Raw genomic sequence first — 18978 nt, 5'->3', positions numbered from 1 at the left:
AGAACCGTTGTAGCCGCTGCCGCCCGGCTGTTGCAAGAATGTGGCTGGCCTGTTCATCGCGGTCAGAACCGCAGAAACTGCAGCCCATGGCCCTGCGGCAGCGCCTCGGTTTCAGCCGGGATGATGGCCAGGCCATCCGCCTGCGCCAGCAACGCAACCCGGCCGCTATAGGACGGTGCCATCAGGCGCAGCCGGGGGGTGCCATCGGGCGATGTACCCTCGATCACGACGGGCCGGTATTCCTGACGTCCGGCGCGTCGCTCCAGCGGTTCAGCCAGAACCGCCTGTTCCGACGCATGCGGAGCGTGGTGCAGACCGGCCCGGCGCGCCATCATATGCGACCCGATGATCTGCCATGTCACATAAGCCGAGACCGGATTGCCCGGCAGCCCGACATAAAGCGCATTGCCCCGGCGGCCGAACATGATCGGTTTACCCGGCTTCATTGCCACCTTCATCACATCGGTCTGGCCACCGATTTCGGCAAACAGGCGCGGCATGTGGTCTTCATCACCGACCGATACACCGCCGGTTGTGATGATCAGGTCCGAGGTTTCGCAGGCCTCACGCAGGACCTGTTCCAGCAGCGCCGGCTTGTCCTCGACCGGGCCACGGTCGGTCAGGGCGATCCACGGCTTGTCCAGCAACGCCCGCAGCATGTAACGGTTCGAGTTGTAAATCTGACCGGGGCCCAGCGCCTCACCGGGCTGGCGCAGCTCGCTGCCCGTCGAGAAGATGGTGACCTTGAGCTTGCGGTAGACTTTGACTTCTGCGTATCCCGACGAGGCCAGCGCGGCGGCTTCGCGCGCGGTGATCTCGCAACCACGCCGCAGGATGGGCGCGCCCGCTTTCAGGTCCTCGCCTGCGCGGCGGATGTGCTGGCCGGGTTTGGGGCGGCGGCTGAACCGGATGCGGTCGGGGGTTGCCTCACAGTCTTCCTGCATCAACACCGCATCGAATTCGGGCGGCACCGGCGCGCCGGTGAAGATGCGCAGGGCGCTGCCTTGGGGCGCATCATGCGCGCCGCTGTCCCCGGCTGCGATGCGCCCGGTAACGGGCAGTTCGAACAAAGGCCCCTCGCCCAGATCGGCGGTTCGGAGCACGTAGCCGTCCATAGCAGAATTGTTGAAGGCGGGCATATCGACCTTGCTGGTGCAATCCTCGGCCAATACCCGACCGATGGCCTGCGCCAGCGGCAGCGTTTCGGTGTCCGTGAGGGGGTCAGAAACGGACAGCCCACGCCGCAGCGCGTCGTCAACGGTCAGGTACATATGGGCGTGGCGGTCGCAGGCGCATCCATCAGCCATTTTGGGCCTCCATATAGGCGAAGAGTTCTTCGAAACCGGCCTGCTCGGCCTCACCCAGCTTGGGCAGATAGGCCTTGGCCTCTTCGAGGTTCGAACTGGGGTCGCCCACCACCAGCAGCATGACCATGCCGTGTCGGCCATGCACACGGCAGCGGATGCCATAGACGCCCTCTTTCTCGAAGGTCAGGTCCATCTCGGGCTTGCCGCGAATCTCAAAGCTGCGGGCACCGACGGGGATCATGCGGGTGATGGCGGTCACGGTATGCCGCCCGGTCGAGCCCTTGAAGCGCACGGTGGACCCGGCGGGGACGTGCAGGAACTTGGGTTCAAACCGGAAGGCGTGGGCCGGAGTGTCGGCGTTCAGGTCGATGATCTGGTGCACCACCGCGACCTCGGGAATGTCCTCGGCCTGTGCGGCGGGGCCAAAGGCCATGGCCCCCGCCAGGATCGCCGCAGTCAGTTTCAGCGATATGTTCATCTGTCCCTCCGGGGTTCACGCCGCCCGGGAGTCGGTCCCCAGCAGGTCGGCCAATGCACTGATCATCACCGGCCATTGCGCGCGGCGGTCTTCGTCGCGCAGTTCGGTCAGCAATTGGCGGCCAATGGACACCACCGCAGGCGCGCTGTCATTGACATAGGTCACGATTCGCTGCTCGGGGTTGGCCATCAGGAAGGGCACGATGGCGGCACCGGCCTGATCGGGCGCGGTTTCCGACAACAGACGCATCGCTGCCTGCCGCACGGGGGCCGAAACATCGTCCAACAGGCTACGCGCCACATCGGGTGTGCCATCCCAACGGGTGAGGATCTGCATGGCGTCGATGCGGAAGGCGGTATCGCCGGTCTTCACCATCGCCCGCAGCTTGCCGCGCAGGCTGTCCTGCGGCGGCAGATCAGCCTGTTGCAGCAGTTTCAGCGCCTGCAGCGAGAGGCTTGAGTCGGTGTGCGACAGGCCCTTGGTGATCAGGTCCACCAGTTGGTCGTGCTCCAGTTCCACACCGTTGCGGGTGACTGCGGCGGCCAGTGCCGAGAAGCCCTGTTGCGCGATCTCGGTCTCGGGGTCCTGTGCAATCTGGGCCAGCATGATCTGCATCCCCGGCACCTCGCCCAGCAGGCGGATGGCGGAGAGGCGGGTTTCCCGCTCCAGCGCTTCGGCATTGTCGTCCAGCGCGACACGGCGGCGTTTGGGATGACGGGTGGCCTTGGCCAGCAGCGCCTGTTCGCGGGGGGTCAGGGGTTGCACCTCATCCTCTTGCGCCTCCTGCGTCATTTCTGCCGCGATGGCGTCGTGACCGAGGATCGCGCCGAGGCTTGAGGTCGGGCCATTCTCGCCGCCTTCGGAGACGTCCAGACCGGCCTCTTCCAGCGCGGCGATATCGGTTTGCGGGGCCTCTTCTTCGGGGGTTTCCTCGGCGGCCATGGGCATGGGGGCCAGCGCGAAGGACAGCAGCAATTCGCGGCCCTGCTGCTGGTTCACATGCGGACGGTCGGCGTCGGTGACGATCATCGCCAGCGACGCGACGGCCTTGAGCCGCACCGACCGGAAGGGCGCGCGGCAGGCGCGCTGCAGCCATTCCGCCGCCTCGCGCAGGGGAGAGGTCGCCAGTGCGTCGACGATAGCCCATTGGATGCGCTCGGCCTTGAGGTCATCGGCATCGACCGAAAACAGCGCGTTCAGCCGATCGGCCACCAATTCCGGAGCCAGCGCCGCCAGCAGGCCCAGCGCCTGCGCCGAGACCTCAGGCTGTTGACCGGTGGCGAGGAAATCCAGCACCTGCCAGCGCAGGTCTTCTTGGTCCGCGATCGGCGTGTCGCGGTCCAGCCGGTCAAGCAGCGCCAGTTGCACCTTGGCACCGGGGTCGCGCATCATGCGGTCCAGTAGTTCGGGTTCGGAAAAGCCGGACTGGTTCAGCGCTGCGATGCGGATATCCTCGACCGCATCCGTCAGGGCCTGTTCGACCAGCGCGGGATCGCCGGGCATCAAGGCCTCATAGGCGATCAGGCGCACGGCGCCGTCCTTCTCGGTGGTGGCTTTGCGCAGGATGGCTTCGGCCTCGGGTCCTCCGATGGTGGCCAGCGTGCGCAGAGCGCGGTGACGCAGGCGGCGGTTCGAAGATTGGGTGAATACGCCCAGCGTCGGCACGGCGGGCTGGCCGATCCGGCCCAGCGCCTCACACGCCACATCGCCCAGTTCCTGACCGTCTTCGTCCATCAGGGCCATGACGATGGGTTCAATCGCGGCCGCGTCGCCCATGCGACCCAGCGCCTTGATGGCGGCAATCTGGGTATCCAGCCAGTCGTCCCATTCGTCCTGGTGCAGCTCGTCTTCATCCCATGTGATGTCCTCGCCGCGCCCGGTGACCAGTGTGCGCAGATAGGGCGCGGCGTCTTCGGATTTCAACTCGGCCAGAGCGGTGACGCAGGCCAGTTTGACCTCGCCGCAAGGGTCGTGGATCAGGTTTTCCAGCAGTTGTGGTGCTGCGTCCTGCACGCCCAGCGCGCCCAGCGCCTGCGCCGCGTCCTGGCGGACATCTTCGTCATCGTCCAGCAGCGCCTCGACCAGTGCGGGGCTGTTGGCGGCACCAATGGCGGTCAGGGCCTGAATGGCGCGCAGGCGGATCACGTCATAGTCGGATTTCGCATATTCGGAAAACAGGCCAGCGGCCTCATCGCGCAGGGCGGTATCAGATTTCAGTGTCATATCGGGTCTGCCATGTTTGCGTTGGGACAGGTTGGGTGAAAGTGGAAGACAGGTTTCCCAACCGAAGCCTGCCTTCCATGTGGTCCCTTCTGCAGTGGGACCAGACCCGAGGGGCGGCATGGCGACCGCCCCCCGGAAAGACATCAGGCGATGTCGCGCGGTGCGAAGGACATCGTGCGGAACGAAGTCTTGTAGGGGCTCGGCCCCAGTTTCCGCAGCTTGGCAACGCCCATCTTGTAGTTGTAGTTGCCGCTGATCCAGTCGACGATCCGGCCTTCAAGCGCGTTTGCAGGCTGCTGCATGTGCAGGAAATCCATGTAAACAACGCTTTTCTTGATGGCGGGCGTGACCATGGCCACGGCGGTGATCGCCGCTTTGGTCAGTTCGATATGCCCGTTCTCCATCAGTTTCGAGAACTGGAAATCGTCGCCTTCCACACCCAGCAGCGTGGTCTTGTTGCCCGGAACACGTTCCGAATAGACCATCACATAGTCGCCGCTTTCGATGCCACGCTCAGCCGCATCATCGGGGTGGATTTCAACCCAGTTTTCCGGCCAGCGCTGCACGATATACGGGCGGCGGCGGTCGTCAAAGCCGGACTGCCAGCGTTCGTTGATCCGACCGGAGGTCGCCCAAAGCTCGCCTTCTTCCTTGTTGGGTTTCAGCCATTCCCAATAGTCCGAGAACAGGCCCCAAGGCGATTTCTGGATGTTGCACTTGCCGGTCTGGCTGTTGAAATGCGTCAGCTTCTTATTGAACACATCCGCACCAGCTGCGCCTGTTTCGGGCAGTTCGCGGGTTGTGTCGTGCAGACGCTTGGTTTCAATCAGCGTGACGCCATCGGCATCCAGCATGACCGGGCATTGCACACCATCGGTGCCGAACTCACGGACCTTCTGGTGCAGGGTCTTGCCCTCTTTCTTGGCCAGACGATGAACCGCGTGGAAGTCCTTGCGCGACCCGCGGGTAAAGCGCACGGCCTCTTCCGCGACCTCGTTCGAGGTCTGCCAGTCGAACCCGTCAAAGCCCATCCGCTGTGCCAGTTGCGCAATGATCCACCAATCGGGCTTGGCCGCACCGGGAGCATCATAGAACTTCTGGTACAGGCGCAGGCGGCGTTCGCCGTTGGCGCGTAGGAAGTCTTCTTCACCCCAGGTCGCTGCGGGGAACACGATGTCGGCGTAGCGGTTGCCGATCGGGTCCTGCAGATAGATGTCCTGGTTGATCACCACCATACCGCCGCTGTCGGCGCGGGCCTTCAGCGTGTCGATCATCTCTTGCTTGTCGAAAGAGGCGATCTGGTGCGGGTTGCGGACGGTCAGTTCCTCGAACTTGTCGGCCAGTTGCTGCGAACCGCACATGGATTGGATCCAAGTGGTGCCGATCACATGGGCCATACGGGTATGGCCTGCGATCAGATACCGGTCGGTATCCATGGCGCGACGACGGCGACCCGGCAGTTTCTCGGGCGATTTGTTGCGCGGGTATTTCCCGCCCTTCACGCCGCCCCGCTGGTGACCACCGGCCCGGCCAATGACCTGACCCGGACGACCGCCACAGCCACAGATGATGCCCAGCGCAGAGATCGCCTGTGTGTTGCCGGTGTTGTTGGACCAGTAGAACCCTTTCTCGATCATGACCGAGGTTTTGGGCCGCGTGCCATCCGCCTTGGGTTTGGCCAGCCATTCGGCGGCAGTATAGATTTTCTGCACGTCGATTTCGGCCATGGCGGCTGCGTTCTCGGGCGAGAACTCGTCCTGCGACAGCAGCCATTCTTTCCAGTCTTCAAAGCCCTTGGTCTGGAACTTGCCCCAGGTCGTACGCCACTGCCATGGCGTGTTCCGGGTGCCCTGACCGAAGCCGGACGAGCTTTCCCACTTGTTGTTGACCCATTTCTTGATCCAGTCGCTGTCTTCCCAGCCATTTTCCACGATGACGCGGGCGATGGCGTTGACGACCAGCAGGTCCGTGCCGGGCAGAACGTCGATATGCAGGCCACCCATCTTTTCAGCATGGGCCACACCGGCCGACCGGCGCGGGATCAGATAGATCTCTTTCTGACCGTTCTGCATCCCCTTCATCATCCATTGGGTATAGAGGATGGTCTTGGTCTCATACGGATCAGTGCCGCAGACCAGAAGGGTTTCCGCATCGCGCCAGTCCTCATACGACGGGCCGAAGTTGTCGAAACCCGCATCCCGGAAACCGGGGGTTGAGGTCACGTCGGACGGCGTGTCGTGGAAGGTGAAGTTCGCGGTGTTGATATGACGCAGCGCGTATTTCGAGATCGCATAGGTGTTCTCGATATACTGATAGCTGAAGGTTTTCACGCCATAGGCATTGGTGCCGTGCTTGGCGATGACGTGGTTGCCCACCTCAGCCGCCACATCCAGCGCCAGATCCCACGGAACCGGCATCAGGGTGCCATAGATCCGCATCAGCGGTGTCTTCAGACGGTCGCGTGTCGGTGTCTGCGGGTTATAGCATTTCTGCGCGATACACCCGCCCCGCAAGGAGCTGTCGCCGTCAGTATTGACGTATTGCGTGTCCTTGTCAGGGATGATCACCACGTGGTGCGGCTGACCTTTGTGCAGAACGATATTGTGCTGGTTCGGCGCGACCCATGCACCCAAGGGTGCAACGGGGAAGTCCTCGCCAAAGGCGTTTTCGTCCGCAGTTGGGCCACCGGGTTTGGCCGTCACGGGCCAGCGGTAGACTTTGTAACCACAGGCCACGATGCAATAGTCGCAGGCGGTCGAGATGACCTCGGCGCCTTTGGGCGGCAGCGGGACGTTGGTTTCGGGTACGTAATACGGGGTTGCCATGATTCCGTCTCCCCTTATGCAATCAGGTTGTCGTAACGGCCGTAGATCAGGCCGAACATGCCAACGGCGTAGATGTCATCACCGTCCAGTTCCAAAAGGACCTGCGGCAGCGACTGATAGGCTTGCCCCGAGACGAGGATGCCGTGCCGTGTCACGTCATAGGTGGACAGGTGCAGCGGGCATGGGCCCAGCACCTTATGTTCGGGCTTGTAGCTGTCATACATCGACCCGCCCTGGTGGGTACAGGTGAGGTTGAAGGCCACAACATCCTTTTGCGGACCAATGCCGCCGCCGCTTTCCACGCCGGTCTTCACAAGGATCGAGTCCGAATAGTCGCCCTCATCGGGGTAGTAGAACTCGACCGGGACATCCTGTTCCAGTTCGGACAGTTTGCCGATCAGCTTGCGCGGATAGGTCGATACTAATGCGGGCACCTGTTCGGCCTGACCGTGGCGGGTGGGCATGGCCACCATCACGGCAAAGGTTGTTGCGCCCGAGGCGAACAGGAACTGGCGGCGGTTCACGGTGCAGGCCTTTTTGGCCTCGCCCGAACAGCTGCATCCGGTTGCGTTATGATCTGTCATGACGCTTACTCCTCTGCTGCAACCGCTGGAAGCGGCTGGTAATCCGGCAGATCGGGTTCTTCGATCAGAATCTCGTCGCCGGACAGGGATTTCAGGAAGGCCACCAGATACGATTTCTCCTGGTCGTTCAGACCAAGGGGTTGGATCAGCTGGGATTTATTGGCTGCGAATTCGTTTTCGCCACCGCCCTGGTTGTAGAATTCAACCACATCCTCAAGCGTCGCCAACATGCCATTGTGCATGTAGGGTTCGGTGTAGAGGGTGTAGCGCAGGCTTGGCGTGCGGAACTTGCCCTTATCGGCCTTTTCCTTGGTACGGAAATAGAAGCCGGGGTCGTCCTTGGTGTGGCGGTAGAAATCCTCGGTCGAGCCTTTGGAATAGAGCTCGTACCGGAAGGTCACTTGCGCCAGACCGTCATCTTCCCAGCCGCTATAGGGCGGTACGCCGGTGTTGTAGTATTTCTCATCCGACAGCAGCGCGCCGTTGTGGCACTCGGAACATTGCGCCTTGCCGGTAAACAACTCCAGCCCGCGCTTCTGTTCCTCGGTCAGCGCCGCATCATCCCCGCGCAGATAGTTGTCGAAGGGCGTGTCGGTTTGAACGATGGTGCGTTCAAACGCGGCAATGGCCCGCCAAGCGTTGCTGATGCGCGGCCATTGATCGCCGAACACATCGTTGAAGCGTTCAACGTATTCGGGGACGAAGGCCAGACGCGCCTCCATCATGTCGGCCTCGCCGTTGCCGGCGACCGCACCGCCTGCGGCGGATTTGGCCTGGCTCTCAAGGCTCTTGGACGAACCCGCCCAGAACAGCTTGCCGTAATAGGCCGAGTTCACAACCGTCTGACTGTTGCGCCAGTGGGTCGTGCCGGGATAGCCGAATGAGATCGGTGCTTCGACGTCCCAGCCCACATCCGGCATGTGACAGGCCGAACAGGGTGTCGACGGGTTGCCGCCCAAACGCGGATCGAAGAATAGCATCTTGCCCAGTTCGATCTTGGCCTCGGTCTGGGGGTTGTCCAGCGGAATTGGGGGCTCACCCAGCGCCACCAACGGCGCATCCGGGTCGGGGTCTGCCCCGCCGATACCGGCCTCAATCTCCATGCTGGTTTCTGCAAAGGCTTGCGAACCAAGGGCGGCAACCAGAGCAGCGGTGGCGATTGTACCTGAAAGGTAAGACTTAAGGTCTTTCATGGGTCCACTCCTCAGTTTGTCGCGTCTTGCCAGTTTTCGATCGGCGCATAGTCCGTATCGATACCCTCGGCGACGAAGTCGGGGCCGGTCAACGGCTCACCGGACAGCGCCTTGAGGAAGGCCACCAGTTGCGCTTGCTCGGTCTCGGAAAGGTTCAGCGGCTTGATGCGCGGATCCTTGTTTTCATCGTCATCGCCACCGGCGTTATAGAAGGCCACCACGTCCTCGAGCGTCGCAATCGAGCCGTTGTGCATATACGGCGCGGTATAGGTCAACTCGCGCAGCGTGGGGGTCATGAAGGTGCCGAACGTGTCGGCAGTGTGCGTGCGGATATACGCCCCGGGATCGGCGCGCAGGTTCATGTAATTCTCGACACCCAGGAATTTCATCATGGTCACAAAAGTGATGTGCCGCTCCGGGGTCGCCCAAATGTCGGGGTTGTCGCCGACGCCGATATTGTGCGGCAGGTCATCGGTGAACCGTTCGCCCGAATGGCACGAGTTACAGCCGCTGGCGTTGAACAGCTCATAGCCCGCCTTGGCCTCGTCGGACATCTCGCCGGTGTCGAAGGGCGCACCACGCGAGATCAGGGTTTTCAGATATTCCGGGATCGCGTTGCGCACGCCGCCGTTCGAGGGCTCGCCAAATCCGGCGGCTTCGAACATCTCGACATAGACCGGGTCCTGCTTGATGCGTTCCTGCATCAGACGCATGTCCATGTTCATGGAATAGGTCTCGGTGATGCTTTCACGGGTCACATCATTAAGGTTGGTGCCTATCCGCCCGTCATGGAACCAGGCCGCGCGCTTGGCGCTATTGATCAGCGTCGGCACGTTGCGGAAATGCAGGCTGCCTGCGTAGGCGTCCGACAGGGCCTGCCCGTCGGTGAAACCCAATTCCGGCTGGTGGCAGCTGGCGCAGGACAGCTCGGTATCGCCGGACAGTCGCGGATCAAAAAACAAACGTTTGCCAAGCGCCGCCTTGGCAGGGTCGAACTCAATGGCTTCTACCGGGCCCGGCTGGTCCGCCTGGGCCTGGTGAACCGGGTACGCAGCACAGATCGTCAGCAATGATACTGTCGACAGCGCCGAGAACCATGTTCTGGCTTTGGTCATCATCTGAAAGCCCCTTTTTCGCTATTCCGGTCACTCGGTTGGCCGAGGGCCGGCTGAGCCAACCTTAGGGGGCAGTTGTTTCGTGGTGATTTGATCCAGGTTAAGGTCTGTGAAGAGATGTTAAGTTTTGTTTCAAATTCCCGTGTATCGACCCGCGGATGATCCGCGCAAGGTCCTGTACCTCAACCGGTTTTTGAACACGGATCGTTGAATCACCCGCATCCGGAGTATCCGCGTCATCGAAATAGCTGCTGACCAGAATCGTCGGCATGCCGGAGCGCAGGGACCGCGCCGCGCCGATCAGGTCGGTGCCTTTCAGGCCGGGCATCATCAGATCCGTGACGATGACATCATAGCTGTCCGGTGCTGCGCGGAATGCCTCCAATGCCCGCTGCGGATCGGAATAGGCCTCGACCCGATAGCCATAGCGGGTCAGCAGCCGGCGCGTGACATACAGAACATTTTCGTCATCATCGACCAGCAGCACATGTTCATCCCCTGTCACCGCGCGAAGCTCGGCCTGCTGCTCGGGGCTGAGCGCGGGCATCATCGGGTAAAACAGGCTGAACCGGGTGCCCTTTCCGGGCTCCGAGTGCAGCTCGACCCGGCCGTGGGATTCCTCGACGCTGTTATGCACGATGGTCAGCCCCAGACCGGTGCCCTTGCCCACCGGTTTGGTCGAGAAGAACGGCTCGAACACTTTTTTCTGCACCTCGCCGCTCATGCCCGGCCCGGTGTCGGCGACATCCAGACGGATCACGCCGATCGCCTCGTCCGGCATGTCATCCAGCGCATCGTCATCGGCCCGGCTGATCCGCAGAACCACCTCGCCCGGCTTGTCGCCCATCGCCTCGAAGGCGTTGTGGCACAGGTTCAGCAGGGTCTGGAAAAACAGGGTGGTGTCGAAATCGGAAAAGGCGGCGTCGATCTCAACGTCAAAGCGGGTCTCAATGCTGGGAGGGGCCGAGACCTTGATCAGTTCCAGCGCTTCTTGCGTGGCTTTGACCAGATCGCCGCGCTGCGGGTTGCGGGGGCGCTGGCGGGCGAATGTCAGCATCTTGCGCACCAGCGCCTGTGCCCGCCGTGCCGCGATGCGGATATGACTGACCGAGGTCTGAACGTCCTCGTTCCCGTCGGCATCCAGTTCGATCAGATCGGCATTGCCGATGACGCTCATCAACACATTGTTGAAATCATGCGCGACTGAGCCGGCGAGAATGCTGACGGCCTCCATCTTCTGCACCTGGGCGAACTGTTCGCGGGTGCGACGGGTTTCGGTGATGTCTTCGCCGATACCAATGTAATGGGTGACAGATCCGTTCTGATCCACCAGCGGGAAAATCGCCGTCGAGACCCAGTAATGCGCGCCATCCTTGCGCAGGTTCCGGAACACGCCGTACCAGCTTTGGCCCCGTTGCAGCCGGTCCTTCAGGTCCTTGTAGACGCCCTGCCCGGAATATCCCGATTGCAGCATTTTGGGCGTATGACCATAGACCTCATCCGCCGAATACCCGCTGAGGTCAAAGAACTTGCGATTGGCGTATTCGATATTCAGGTCGGTATCGGTGATCAGGATCGAGGTCGGGCTTTGTTCCACCGCACGGGCCAGTTTCCGTTCGGCCAGTTCGACCTGTTCGCGCAGGGTAAGCTCGGCCTGCAGGCGCCTGTTGGTGCGCAGGATGTTGGTGATCAGCAAGGTGGTCAGGATGGCGATCACACCGACAAGAATAATCAGCCCCACCAGCAGAACCGAGAAGTTACGCACCAGCCGCTCGCCATCCGAAAACGCCCGCACCATGCCCGAGAGGCTACGGTCCCGCTCTTCGACCCACAGGGTTTCCAGCGTTGCCAAAGCCGCCAGCGCGCCGCTGTCATCGACCCGGACGCGGGTATCGATCTGTTCGGCGGTCTGGCCTGCGGCGATCCCCTCTTCGATCAAGGGGATGTTGCCGGTATATTCCAATGCAACGTCTTCGATCTGCCGCAAGGCGTCCAATTCCACCTGCGACGGGCCCGAGTTGCGATAGGCCTGAATCGTTCCCAGCAAGCGGGCCGATTGCTGGCGCAGGATCGGGCCGTAATCAAGGTCCTGCCGCAGCACATAGTTCTTGAAATTGTGGATCAGCCCGCCATAGCCGAAATCCGCACGGATGTCGGAAATCCAATAGCCGCGCGGCGTGGTTTCGACCGAATAGCTATGCCAGGCCTGCCGCATCTCGCCAATGCGGTTGCCGGTTTCGCGCGACATATACAGAAACACCGACAGGATGGTCACCAGCGCGATGCCGATCGCAAAGGCCACGGCAAGCGACCGCCTTGGATAACCCTCGACCACTTCGGGAACGTCCTTCATGCCTGCATCCTGACCTGAACATCTTTCAGGCCTAGGGTGTGTCACGTTTTGCAGGCGCGCGCCACTTTTGTTCGGGCTGAAACGCCTAGAAGTCCAGCCCGATATCAATGGTGCGGTAAGAATGGGTCAGCGCGCCGGACGAGATGTAATCCACCCCGGTCGCGGCAACGGCGGCCACCGTGTCGCGGCTGATATTGCCCGAGGCTTCGGTCACGATCCGGCCATCCACCAGCGCAACCGCCTGTTTCAGGGTCTCGGGCGGCATGTTGTCCAGCAGCACCACATCGGCCCCGCCGACCTCAAGCACCTCGGCCAGCTGCTCCAGTGTGTCCACCTCGATCTCAACCTTCATCATGTGCGAGGCGCGGGCCTTGGTAGCCTCGAGCACCGCCCGCACGCCCCCGGCGGCGGCGATATGGTTGTCCTTGATCAGGATCGCATCCGACAAAGAGAAACGGTGATTGAAGCCGCCACCATGCAGCACCGCCTGTTTTTCAACAATGCGCAGGCCGGGTGTGGTCTTGCGGGTGCAGGTAATCCGCGCCTTGGTGCCTTCGATCTCAGCCACCAGCGCCGCCGTTGCGGTCGCCACACCGGTCATACGCCCGGCAAAGTTCAGCGCCACCCGCTCGCCCGACAGGATCGAGGCTGCACTACCCTGGATCTCCATCAGCGTATCACCCTTGGAGCACCGCTGGCCGTCCCTGATATGTGTCGTGACCTGCAGCGCGGGATCGACCAGCCGGAATGCCAGCGCGGCAATCTGCATCCCCGACACAACCGCATCCTCGCGTGCGTTCAGCCGGGCGTTATACGTCGCATCCGCCGGGATCACGGTCAGGGTGGTGATATCGCCATTGGCGCCCAGATCCTCCATCAGCGCCGCGCGCACCATGGGTTCCAGGATCATGTCGGGCAAAGCCGGATAGGTCATGCTGCATCCTTTGCAATGCGGTCCCGCAGGGCCAGCGCCTCGGTCAGGGTCAGGGCCGAGCGTTGGCCGGGGCCGGGAATAAGGTCCGGGAAATCAGATCGGTAATGCGCGCCGCGGCTCTCCTCGCGCAGCAGCGCGGCGGCGGCGATCAGGGTGGCGGTAGCGGTCATGTTGAGGAACACTTCGGACCCTGCGTGCGCGGCCTCAAGCGCTGCGATCTGCGTCAAGGCGCGGCGCAGGCCGGGTTCGTCGCGCACCACGCCGACATGTTCAGTCATGGTGCGGCGCAGGGTGGCCACATCCTGATCCAGCGCGATTTCGTCACCATGGGCCAGGCGAATATCGACCCCGGGCGCGTCCTGTGTGATCACCGCATCCGCAATGTCTCGCGCACAGGCGCGGGCGAACACCAGAGCCTCAAGCAACCCGTTCGAGGCCAAGCGGTTCGCCCCGTGCAACCCGGTCGAGGCGGCCTCACCGCAGACCCAAAGCCCGGTCAGCGAGCTGCGCCCCGCCAGATCGGTCTCAACCCCGCCCATATGGTAATGCGCCGAGGCGGTCACCGGAATCGGGTCGTGCACAGGATCGACCCCATTGCGCAGGCAAGCTTCGGTGACCGCAGGGAATTGCGTGGCGATCTCGGCCCCGATGGCTTGCCGCGTGTCCAAAGCCGGTCTCCTGCCCGCCTGTGCCTGTTGATAGACGGCGCGCGCAACCGTGTCGCGCGGGGCCAGTTCGGCATCGGGGTGGATGTCGGACATGAATCGATGGCCGTCGCGGTCGATCAGGACGGCGCCTTCGCCACGCAGCGCCTCGGTCGCCAGTGGTGTTGGGTCCTCGCCCACATCAATTGCTGTGGGGTGAAACTGCACGAATTCCGCATCGGCTATCCGCGCACCGGCACGGGCGGCCATGCCGATCCCCTGCCCCCGGACACGCGCCGGGTTGGTGGTCTGGGCATAGAGGCCAGACGACCCGCCGGTGGCCAGAACATGCGCCGCACCGCGCAACAGAACGGTTGGCGCGGTGGCCGTATCCGCATGGGTCAGGAAAACGCCGGTAACCTGGGTGCCATCACTTTCCAGCCCGACAGCCTGTGCGCCTTCGATCACCTGAACCGAGGGCGTCTGGCGCAACTCCTCGATCAGCGCACGCATGATCTCGGACCCGGCCTGATCGCCCTTGACCCGTACCACCCGCGCCGCCGAATGCGCGGCCTCGCGCGATTGCACAAATCCACCGTCGGCGGTGCGGTCGAACCCGGTGCCAAGGTCGGACAAATCATAGATATGTTCCGGCGCGGCTCGGGTGACAAACTCGGCCACCTCGCGCAGGACCGACCCGGCGCCTGCGCGCATGGTGTCCTCGGCATGGGCTTGGGGGCTGTCCGTGCGCGCCATCGCTGCCGCGACACCGCCCTGCGCCCAGGCCGAGCTGGCCCCGGACCCCAACGGTTCGGGCGAAATCATCACAACCGGGCAAGGGGCCAGTTTCAGCGCGGTGTAAACCGCCGCCAGCCCGGCGCCGATGATGACCACACGCGGCGTGTCAACGGTTTGCATGTCGTCGATCAAATACCCAGTTTACGCGACAGGTCGATCATGCGTTGCACCGACAGGCGCGCCTTGTCCGCCACGTCCGCGTCCACCTCGACCTGTCCGGTCATGGTATCCAGCGCGAACAGCACCTTTTCGAGCGTGATCTTCTTCATGTAAGGGCACATGTTGCAGGGGCCGACAAATTCGACCTCGGGCAACTGATCGGCGATGTTCGACGCCATCGAACATTCGGTGATCAGCAGCGCCTTTTCCGGCTTTTCATCGGTGACGTATTTGATGATGCCGCTGGTCGAACCCGAGAAATCGGCCTCGGCCACAACATCCGGCGTACATTCGGGATGGGCAATCAGCCGCGTGCCCGGGTTCCATTCGCGGAAATCGCGCAGGTCGCGGGCCGAGTACTGCTCGTGCACGATGCAGGACCCTTCCCACCAGACCACGTTCTTCTGCGGCACGTCGCGGGCCACGTTCTGCGCCAGATACTGGTCCGGGGTCATGATGACCGTGTCGCTGTCTTGCGCGGCCACGATCTGCGCCGCGTTGGACGAGGTGCAGCAGATGTCGGAGGCCGCTTTGACCTCGGCCGTCGTGTTCACGTAGGACACCACCGGCGCGCCGGGATAACGGCGGCGCATTTCATCCACGCCCTCGGCAGTGATCGATTCCGCCAGCGAGCACCCGGCCTCCATATCCGGCATCAACACCGTTTTCTGGGGGCTGAGAATCTTGGACGTCTCGGCCATGAAATGCACGCCGCATTGCACGATCACATCCGCCTCGACCTCGGTCGCCTTGATCGCCAGTTGCAGGCTGTCGCCGCCGAAATCGGAAATGCCGTGGTAAATTTCGGGCGTCATGTAGTTATGGCCCAGAATGACCGCGTTCCGCTCGACTTTCAGGTCGTTGATCGCCTTCACGTAGGGCGCATAGATCGCCCAATCCACGGGCGAGACCACGCGGGACATTCGGTCGTAGATATCGCTCATGCTTGCGGCAAGCTCGGGCGACGGGGCCAGATCATATTTTTCGGAGAGATGCGCGCGCTGCGCGGGTAGGTCGAACACGGGACTGTTTTTCTGCCTGATGAACTCGTGGCGTTGTTCATATGAGGTTTGTGGCGGATTTACCACCGTTCAGATCAGAAGAATGTTCCGATATTACCTGCATCGGCGGAAATACAGTGCCAAACCGCGCGACTTTCGGGCCTTGCCCCGGGCACCCCGCAGCGGCACGCATGATCACTGCGGCCACCTCAAGAATTGACCGGCAGGGCGTATCCTGCCGGAGTTTCATAGATTTCGACCGGGTGCGAAACAGAACCGCAGACCCGCACCTCAGAGTGCAGATCTGCCGTTTGTGGCTTTGACTTCAACTCAATGGAAAACCCATGCCCGCACATGCGCCCCTTTGCGCCACTCACACCGGGTGTAGGTGCGCTCAAAACGCTACGCCAGCATCACTGATTTTATTTTAGGAATTTTAGGGATACCGCCCAAAAGTTTGCACGGCACCAAACACTCGCTCTATTATGGGTGGTGTCCACGAGATTCAGTGAACTTAAGGCCCATATTTTCAGTTTAAAGCCCGTCATTTCCGGCAATATTCAACCTTCTTCGAAAAACGCAATCTATTCTCACTCGTGCAGTAGTGCCAAAAATTTAAATTCAGCGGCAGTAGCGTAAGCTCATTGAAAGGCGTTTAATGCGGCTTTTTCGCCGACTCGGTACGCGCGCAGGTGGTTGCTCATCGTAGCGGGTTGCAACGCGGCGCCAATTTTCCTCTCAACAGTGCTTGGTTTCAAATTTGGACATTTTGGTTGGAGATGCGTTTTGCAGCAAACAAAACCTAGCGCAGACCTTGGTGTCACACCTGTATAGAAAATCGGGCCATTGTGGTAATCTCTTCCCTTATACTTGGGGGATACCACTATGGAATATTATGACCTCGGGACTTATAGCCGGAAAATTACGACATCATCGGATGAAGCTCAGCTTTGGTGTGACCGGGGCTTGGCATGGACCTACGCGTACAACCACGAAGAAGCGATTGTGTGCTTTCAAAAAGCAGTGGCTGCCGATCCAGATTGCGCAATGGCGTACTGGGGCATCGCGTATTGTATTGGACCGAATTACAACAAGCCTTGGGAAACATTCGAAGACGACGAGAAGCCTGACTGTATCACCTTGGCAAAGGACTCAATTCTTGCTGCCACGTCATTAAAGGACCGGCTGACACCAGTTGAACGTGCGCTCATCGAAGCAATTCCAGCGCGCTACCCGGACTCATCTGATATCGAAGATTTCAGCCCCTGGAATGATGCCTTCGCCGATGCGATGCGAAAGGTTCACGCCGAGTTCAGCGAGGACTTGGACGTGTGTGCGATCCTGGCCGAGTCGCTCATGAACCGGACGCCCTGGCAGCTTTGGGACCTGCCGACCGGAAAGCCCGCCGAGGGCGCCGATACGCTCGAGGCTATTTCCGTGCTCGAAAGCGCGTTCGACACACTTCCCGGAGCATGGGCGCACGCGGGGCTATTGCACATGTACATTCACCTGATGGAAATGTCGCCCCACCCCGAGCGGGCGCTCCGTCACGGCGATGTGCTCAGCACACTGGTGCCCGAGGCCGGGCATTTGCTGCACATGCCGACCCACATCGACGTATTGTGTGGAGACTACATGAACGTGGTGCTGCGCAATCACCAAGCCATATTGGCGGATCGGAAGTTTCTGAAGCGCGAAGGGCCCGACAACTTCTATTCCGTCTATCGGTGCCACAACTATCACTTCAAAATCTACGGAGCGATGTTTTTGGGGCAGCCTTCAGCGGCAATCGAGGCAGCCGAAGAACTGATCGACACCTTGCCGTCAGACACTCTTCGACCGATGGCTGACTGGTTTGAGGGCTTCATTCCTATGAAGCAGCACGTGCTGATCAGGTTTGGACGCTGGCAAGATATTCTCGATCAGGATCTGCCAGAGGATGAAGAGCTATACAGCGTGACCATCGCTATGATGCGATATGCAAGGACGGTTGCACTGGCCAACCTGCATAAGGTCGCCGACGCCGAGAATGAAAAATCCAAATTCTATGATGCTCTGGCTAGAGTTCCGGAAACCCGAATGCTGTTCAACAACACATGCCAGGACATTTTGAAGGTCGCCGAGCAAATGATGCTGGGTGAGCTGGCCTATCACAAAGGAGAGCACGAAACGGCCTTTGACCAACTGCGAAAGTCTGTCGAGATCGACGATAACCTCCCCTACGACGAGCCTTGGGGATGGATGCAACCCACCCGTCATGCACTGGGCGCACTTCTTCTTGAACAGGGCCATATGGAAGAAGCTGAAGCCGTTTACCGCGCAGACCTTGGTCTGGATGCTACGCTTAGCCGGGCCTGTCAGCATCCGGGCAACGTCTGGAGCCTGCATGGCCTGCACGAATGTCTCACCCGACGTGGCGAAACGGTCGAAGCCGCCCACATAAAGTTGCAACTGGACAAGGCTGCCGCGCGCGCCGAGGTGCCAATCAAGGCATCCTGCTATTGCAGGCAGAACTCATAACATTGGAACGTTGAGTTTATGGGGGGATCCAGTGCGCTGTCTCTTGGCCTTTTTGCTTTGTCGATGGCAGCAGATGGTTTGCTTAGAGGTCAGATAAGAATTCATTTTTCGAATAGCCGTCGCTCCAGCCAGCCGCGTTTGTTCTTCAGCGCAATCGCATTAGTGTTCGCCGCCGGCACCGGTGTAATCATTGCTGCTATCTGAGCTATTTTCTTTTAGGACTAGTGAGATTTACCCAGCACAACGTGACTTCAGAGCCAATGGGCCAAATTGGCTGAACGAATTTGACCGTTGTGATTTCGTTGGATTGTCAATTTCTTGTAGCAACATGAACGGTGATTGCTCCGTCGAAATGGTCATCTGCAAATGGCAGGTTTGTCGCATCACCCTGGCGAAACTCGGTGCTGCGTCCCAGTTTGACCCAATCAGAAATGGTTGTGGCCGCGTCACAGAATTCTTGCGTTAGATCGCCCCTGACACGAAAACGCCTGCCACTTGGGCGAATGTTCTGGACAAACCCCCAAGGCCACGTCAGATATCCAAAACTTTCGAGATTGATTGGAAGTTTAGTTGTTTCAGCAGCTCCAAAGACGCTTCCCGGCCCCGAAAGTGAAATTCGTCGATGGACTCAAAATCAGACGGTTTCAGTTCTGTGGGCTCCAGTCCAATTTCCCGCAGATCATTCACGAGTTTTTTGGCCAAGTTGCCACGGCCGCTGTAATGGTCAGATACACGGTCCTGCATATTGTTAGTCCTTCCGATGATCGTCGGACCGCGAAACTATTGCAACAAACGCATCACGGCCGCGTTTGAAACCATGATGCCAGCCTTTCACAAGAATGGT

Annotated in this window: 14 protein-coding genes; 1 reads left to right on the top strand and 13 read right to left on the bottom strand. The window is 60.8% G+C overall.

Features of this window, described 5'->3' with window-relative positions; all coding sequences use genetic code 11:
• Window positions 1–62 precede the first annotated feature (62 nt).
• From ACR0DO_RS14550 to nadA, 11 genes are all read right to left on the bottom strand, one after another.
• Entirely contained in the window at window positions 63–1307 is a 1245-nt protein-coding gene (locus ACR0DO_RS14550; RefSeq protein ID WP_480559731.1) for a molybdopterin molybdotransferase MoeA, read from the bottom strand.
• A complete protein-coding gene (locus tag ACR0DO_RS14545; protein WP_480559729.1) occupies window positions 1300–1785 on the bottom strand; it encodes a plastocyanin/azurin family copper-binding protein in 486 nt (161 codons plus the stop codon). The genes ACR0DO_RS14550 and ACR0DO_RS14545 overlap by 8 nt, the downstream gene beginning before the upstream one ends.
• 15 nt (window positions 1786–1800) lie before the next feature.
• The gene (locus tag ACR0DO_RS14540) at window positions 1801–4008 is read right to left on the bottom strand and encodes a HEAT repeat domain-containing protein (protein ID WP_480559727.1); all 2208 of its coding nucleotides are present in this window, start codon (window positions 4006–4008) and stop codon (window positions 1801–1803) included.
• A gap of 143 nt (window positions 4009–4151) precedes the next feature.
• Window positions 4152–6833 (bottom strand): arsenate reductase (azurin) large subunit, encoded by a 2682-nt coding sequence (locus tag ACR0DO_RS14535; protein WP_480559725.1) that lies wholly within the window; start codon window positions 6831–6833, stop codon window positions 4152–4154.
• Window positions 6834–6847: 14 nt separating this feature from the next.
• Window positions 6848–7417, bottom strand: coding sequence for an arsenate reductase (azurin) small subunit (locus ACR0DO_RS14530; protein ID WP_170675639.1), 570 nt, complete (start codon window positions 7415–7417; stop codon window positions 6848–6850).
• Between the two features lie 5 nt (window positions 7418–7422).
• On the bottom strand, window positions 7423–8610 hold the full coding sequence (locus ACR0DO_RS14525; protein ID WP_480559723.1) for a cytochrome-c peroxidase: 1188 nt from the start codon (window positions 8608–8610) through the stop codon (window positions 7423–7425).
• A gap of 11 nt (window positions 8611–8621) precedes the next feature.
• A complete protein-coding gene (locus ACR0DO_RS14520; RefSeq protein WP_480559721.1) occupies window positions 8622–9725 on the bottom strand; it encodes a cytochrome-c peroxidase in 1104 nt (367 codons plus the stop codon).
• 100 nt (window positions 9726–9825) lie between these two features.
• Window positions 9826–12078 carry a hybrid sensor histidine kinase/response regulator gene (locus ACR0DO_RS14515; protein WP_480559719.1) on the bottom strand — a complete coding sequence of 751 codons (2253 nt, stop codon included), beginning with the start codon at window positions 12076–12078 and terminating at the stop codon, window positions 9826–9828.
• Window positions 12079–12163: 85 nt separating this feature from the next.
• The gene (gene nadC / locus ACR0DO_RS14510) at window positions 12164–13012 is read right to left on the bottom strand and encodes a carboxylating nicotinate-nucleotide diphosphorylase (protein WP_480559717.1); all 849 of its coding nucleotides are present in this window, start codon (window positions 13010–13012) and stop codon (window positions 12164–12166) included.
• Complete coding sequence (locus ACR0DO_RS14505) at window positions 13009–14574, bottom strand: L-aspartate oxidase (RefSeq protein ID WP_480559715.1); 1566 nt, start codon at window positions 14572–14574, stop codon at window positions 13009–13011. The genes nadC and ACR0DO_RS14505 overlap by 4 nt, the downstream gene beginning before the upstream one ends.
• Before the next feature lie 8 nt (window positions 14575–14582).
• Window positions 14583–15635, bottom strand: a complete 1053-nt coding sequence (nadA, locus tag ACR0DO_RS14500) for a quinolinate synthase NadA (RefSeq protein WP_480559713.1) — start codon at window positions 15633–15635, stop codon at window positions 14583–14585.
• An 864-nt stretch (window positions 15636–16499) separates the two neighbouring features.
• Between nadA and ACR0DO_RS14495 the strand changes: the two genes are divergently transcribed.
• Window positions 16500–18134, top strand: coding sequence for a hypothetical protein (locus ACR0DO_RS14495; RefSeq protein WP_480559711.1), 1635 nt, complete (start codon window positions 16500–16502; stop codon window positions 18132–18134).
• Window positions 18135–18444: 310 nt separating this feature from the next.
• Here ACR0DO_RS14495 and ACR0DO_RS14490 read toward each other — a convergent pair whose 3' ends face one another.
• Both ACR0DO_RS14490 and ACR0DO_RS14485 read right to left on the bottom strand, forming a co-directional pair.
• A complete protein-coding gene (locus ACR0DO_RS14490) occupies window positions 18445–18639 on the bottom strand; it encodes a methyltransferase domain-containing protein (RefSeq protein WP_480559773.1) in 195 nt (64 codons plus the stop codon).
• Between the two features lie 26 nt (window positions 18640–18665).
• Entirely contained in the window at window positions 18666–18878 is a 213-nt protein-coding gene (locus ACR0DO_RS14485) for a hypothetical protein (RefSeq protein ID WP_480559709.1), read from the bottom strand.
• Between the last annotated feature and the right edge of the window lie 100 nt (window positions 18879–18978).

It is taken from the genome of Ruegeria sp. AM9 (genome assembly GCF_056540565.1).
This window is presented reverse-complemented; position numbering and strand designations above follow the sequence as displayed.

What these genes read in the sequence shown, in the direction of transcription:
- ACR0DO_RS14540 (WP_480559727.1), bottom strand. Translation starts at nt 4,008, where the DNA reads ATGACACTGAAATCTGATACCGCCCTGCGCGATGAGGCCGCTGGCCTG.
- ACR0DO_RS14485 (WP_480559709.1), bottom strand. Translation starts at nt 18,878, where the DNA reads ATGCAGGACCGTGTATCTGACCATTACAGCGGCCGTGGCAACTTGGCC.
- ACR0DO_RS14525 (WP_480559723.1), bottom strand. Translation starts at nt 8,610, where the DNA reads ATGAAAGACCTTAAGTCTTACCTTTCAGGTACAATCGCCACCGCTGCT.
- ACR0DO_RS14530 (WP_170675639.1), bottom strand. Translation starts at nt 7,417, where the DNA reads ATGACAGATCATAACGCAACCGGATGCAGCTGTTCGGGCGAGGCCAAA.
- nadC (WP_480559717.1), bottom strand. Translation starts at nt 13,012, where the DNA reads ATGACCTATCCGGCTTTGCCCGACATGATCCTGGAACCCATGGTGCGC.
- ACR0DO_RS14515 (WP_480559719.1), bottom strand. Translation starts at nt 12,078, where the DNA reads ATGAAGGACGTTCCCGAAGTGGTCGAGGGTTATCCAAGGCGGTCGCTT.
- ACR0DO_RS14495 (WP_480559711.1), top strand. Translation starts at nt 16,500, where the DNA reads ATGGAATATTATGACCTCGGGACTTATAGCCGGAAAATTACGACATCA.
- ACR0DO_RS14535 (WP_480559725.1), bottom strand. Translation starts at nt 6,833, where the DNA reads ATGGCAACCCCGTATTACGTACCCGAAACCAACGTCCCGCTGCCGCCC.
- ACR0DO_RS14545 (WP_480559729.1), bottom strand. Translation starts at nt 1,785, where the DNA reads ATGAACATATCGCTGAAACTGACTGCGGCGATCCTGGCGGGGGCCATG.
- ACR0DO_RS14550 (WP_480559731.1), bottom strand. Translation starts at nt 1,307, where the DNA reads ATGGCTGATGGATGCGCCTGCGACCGCCACGCCCATATGTACCTGACC.
- ACR0DO_RS14505 (WP_480559715.1), bottom strand. Translation starts at nt 14,574, where the DNA reads ATGCAAACCGTTGACACGCCGCGTGTGGTCATCATCGGCGCCGGGCTG.
- ACR0DO_RS14520 (WP_480559721.1), bottom strand. Translation starts at nt 9,725, where the DNA reads ATGACCAAAGCCAGAACATGGTTCTCGGCGCTGTCGACAGTATCATTG.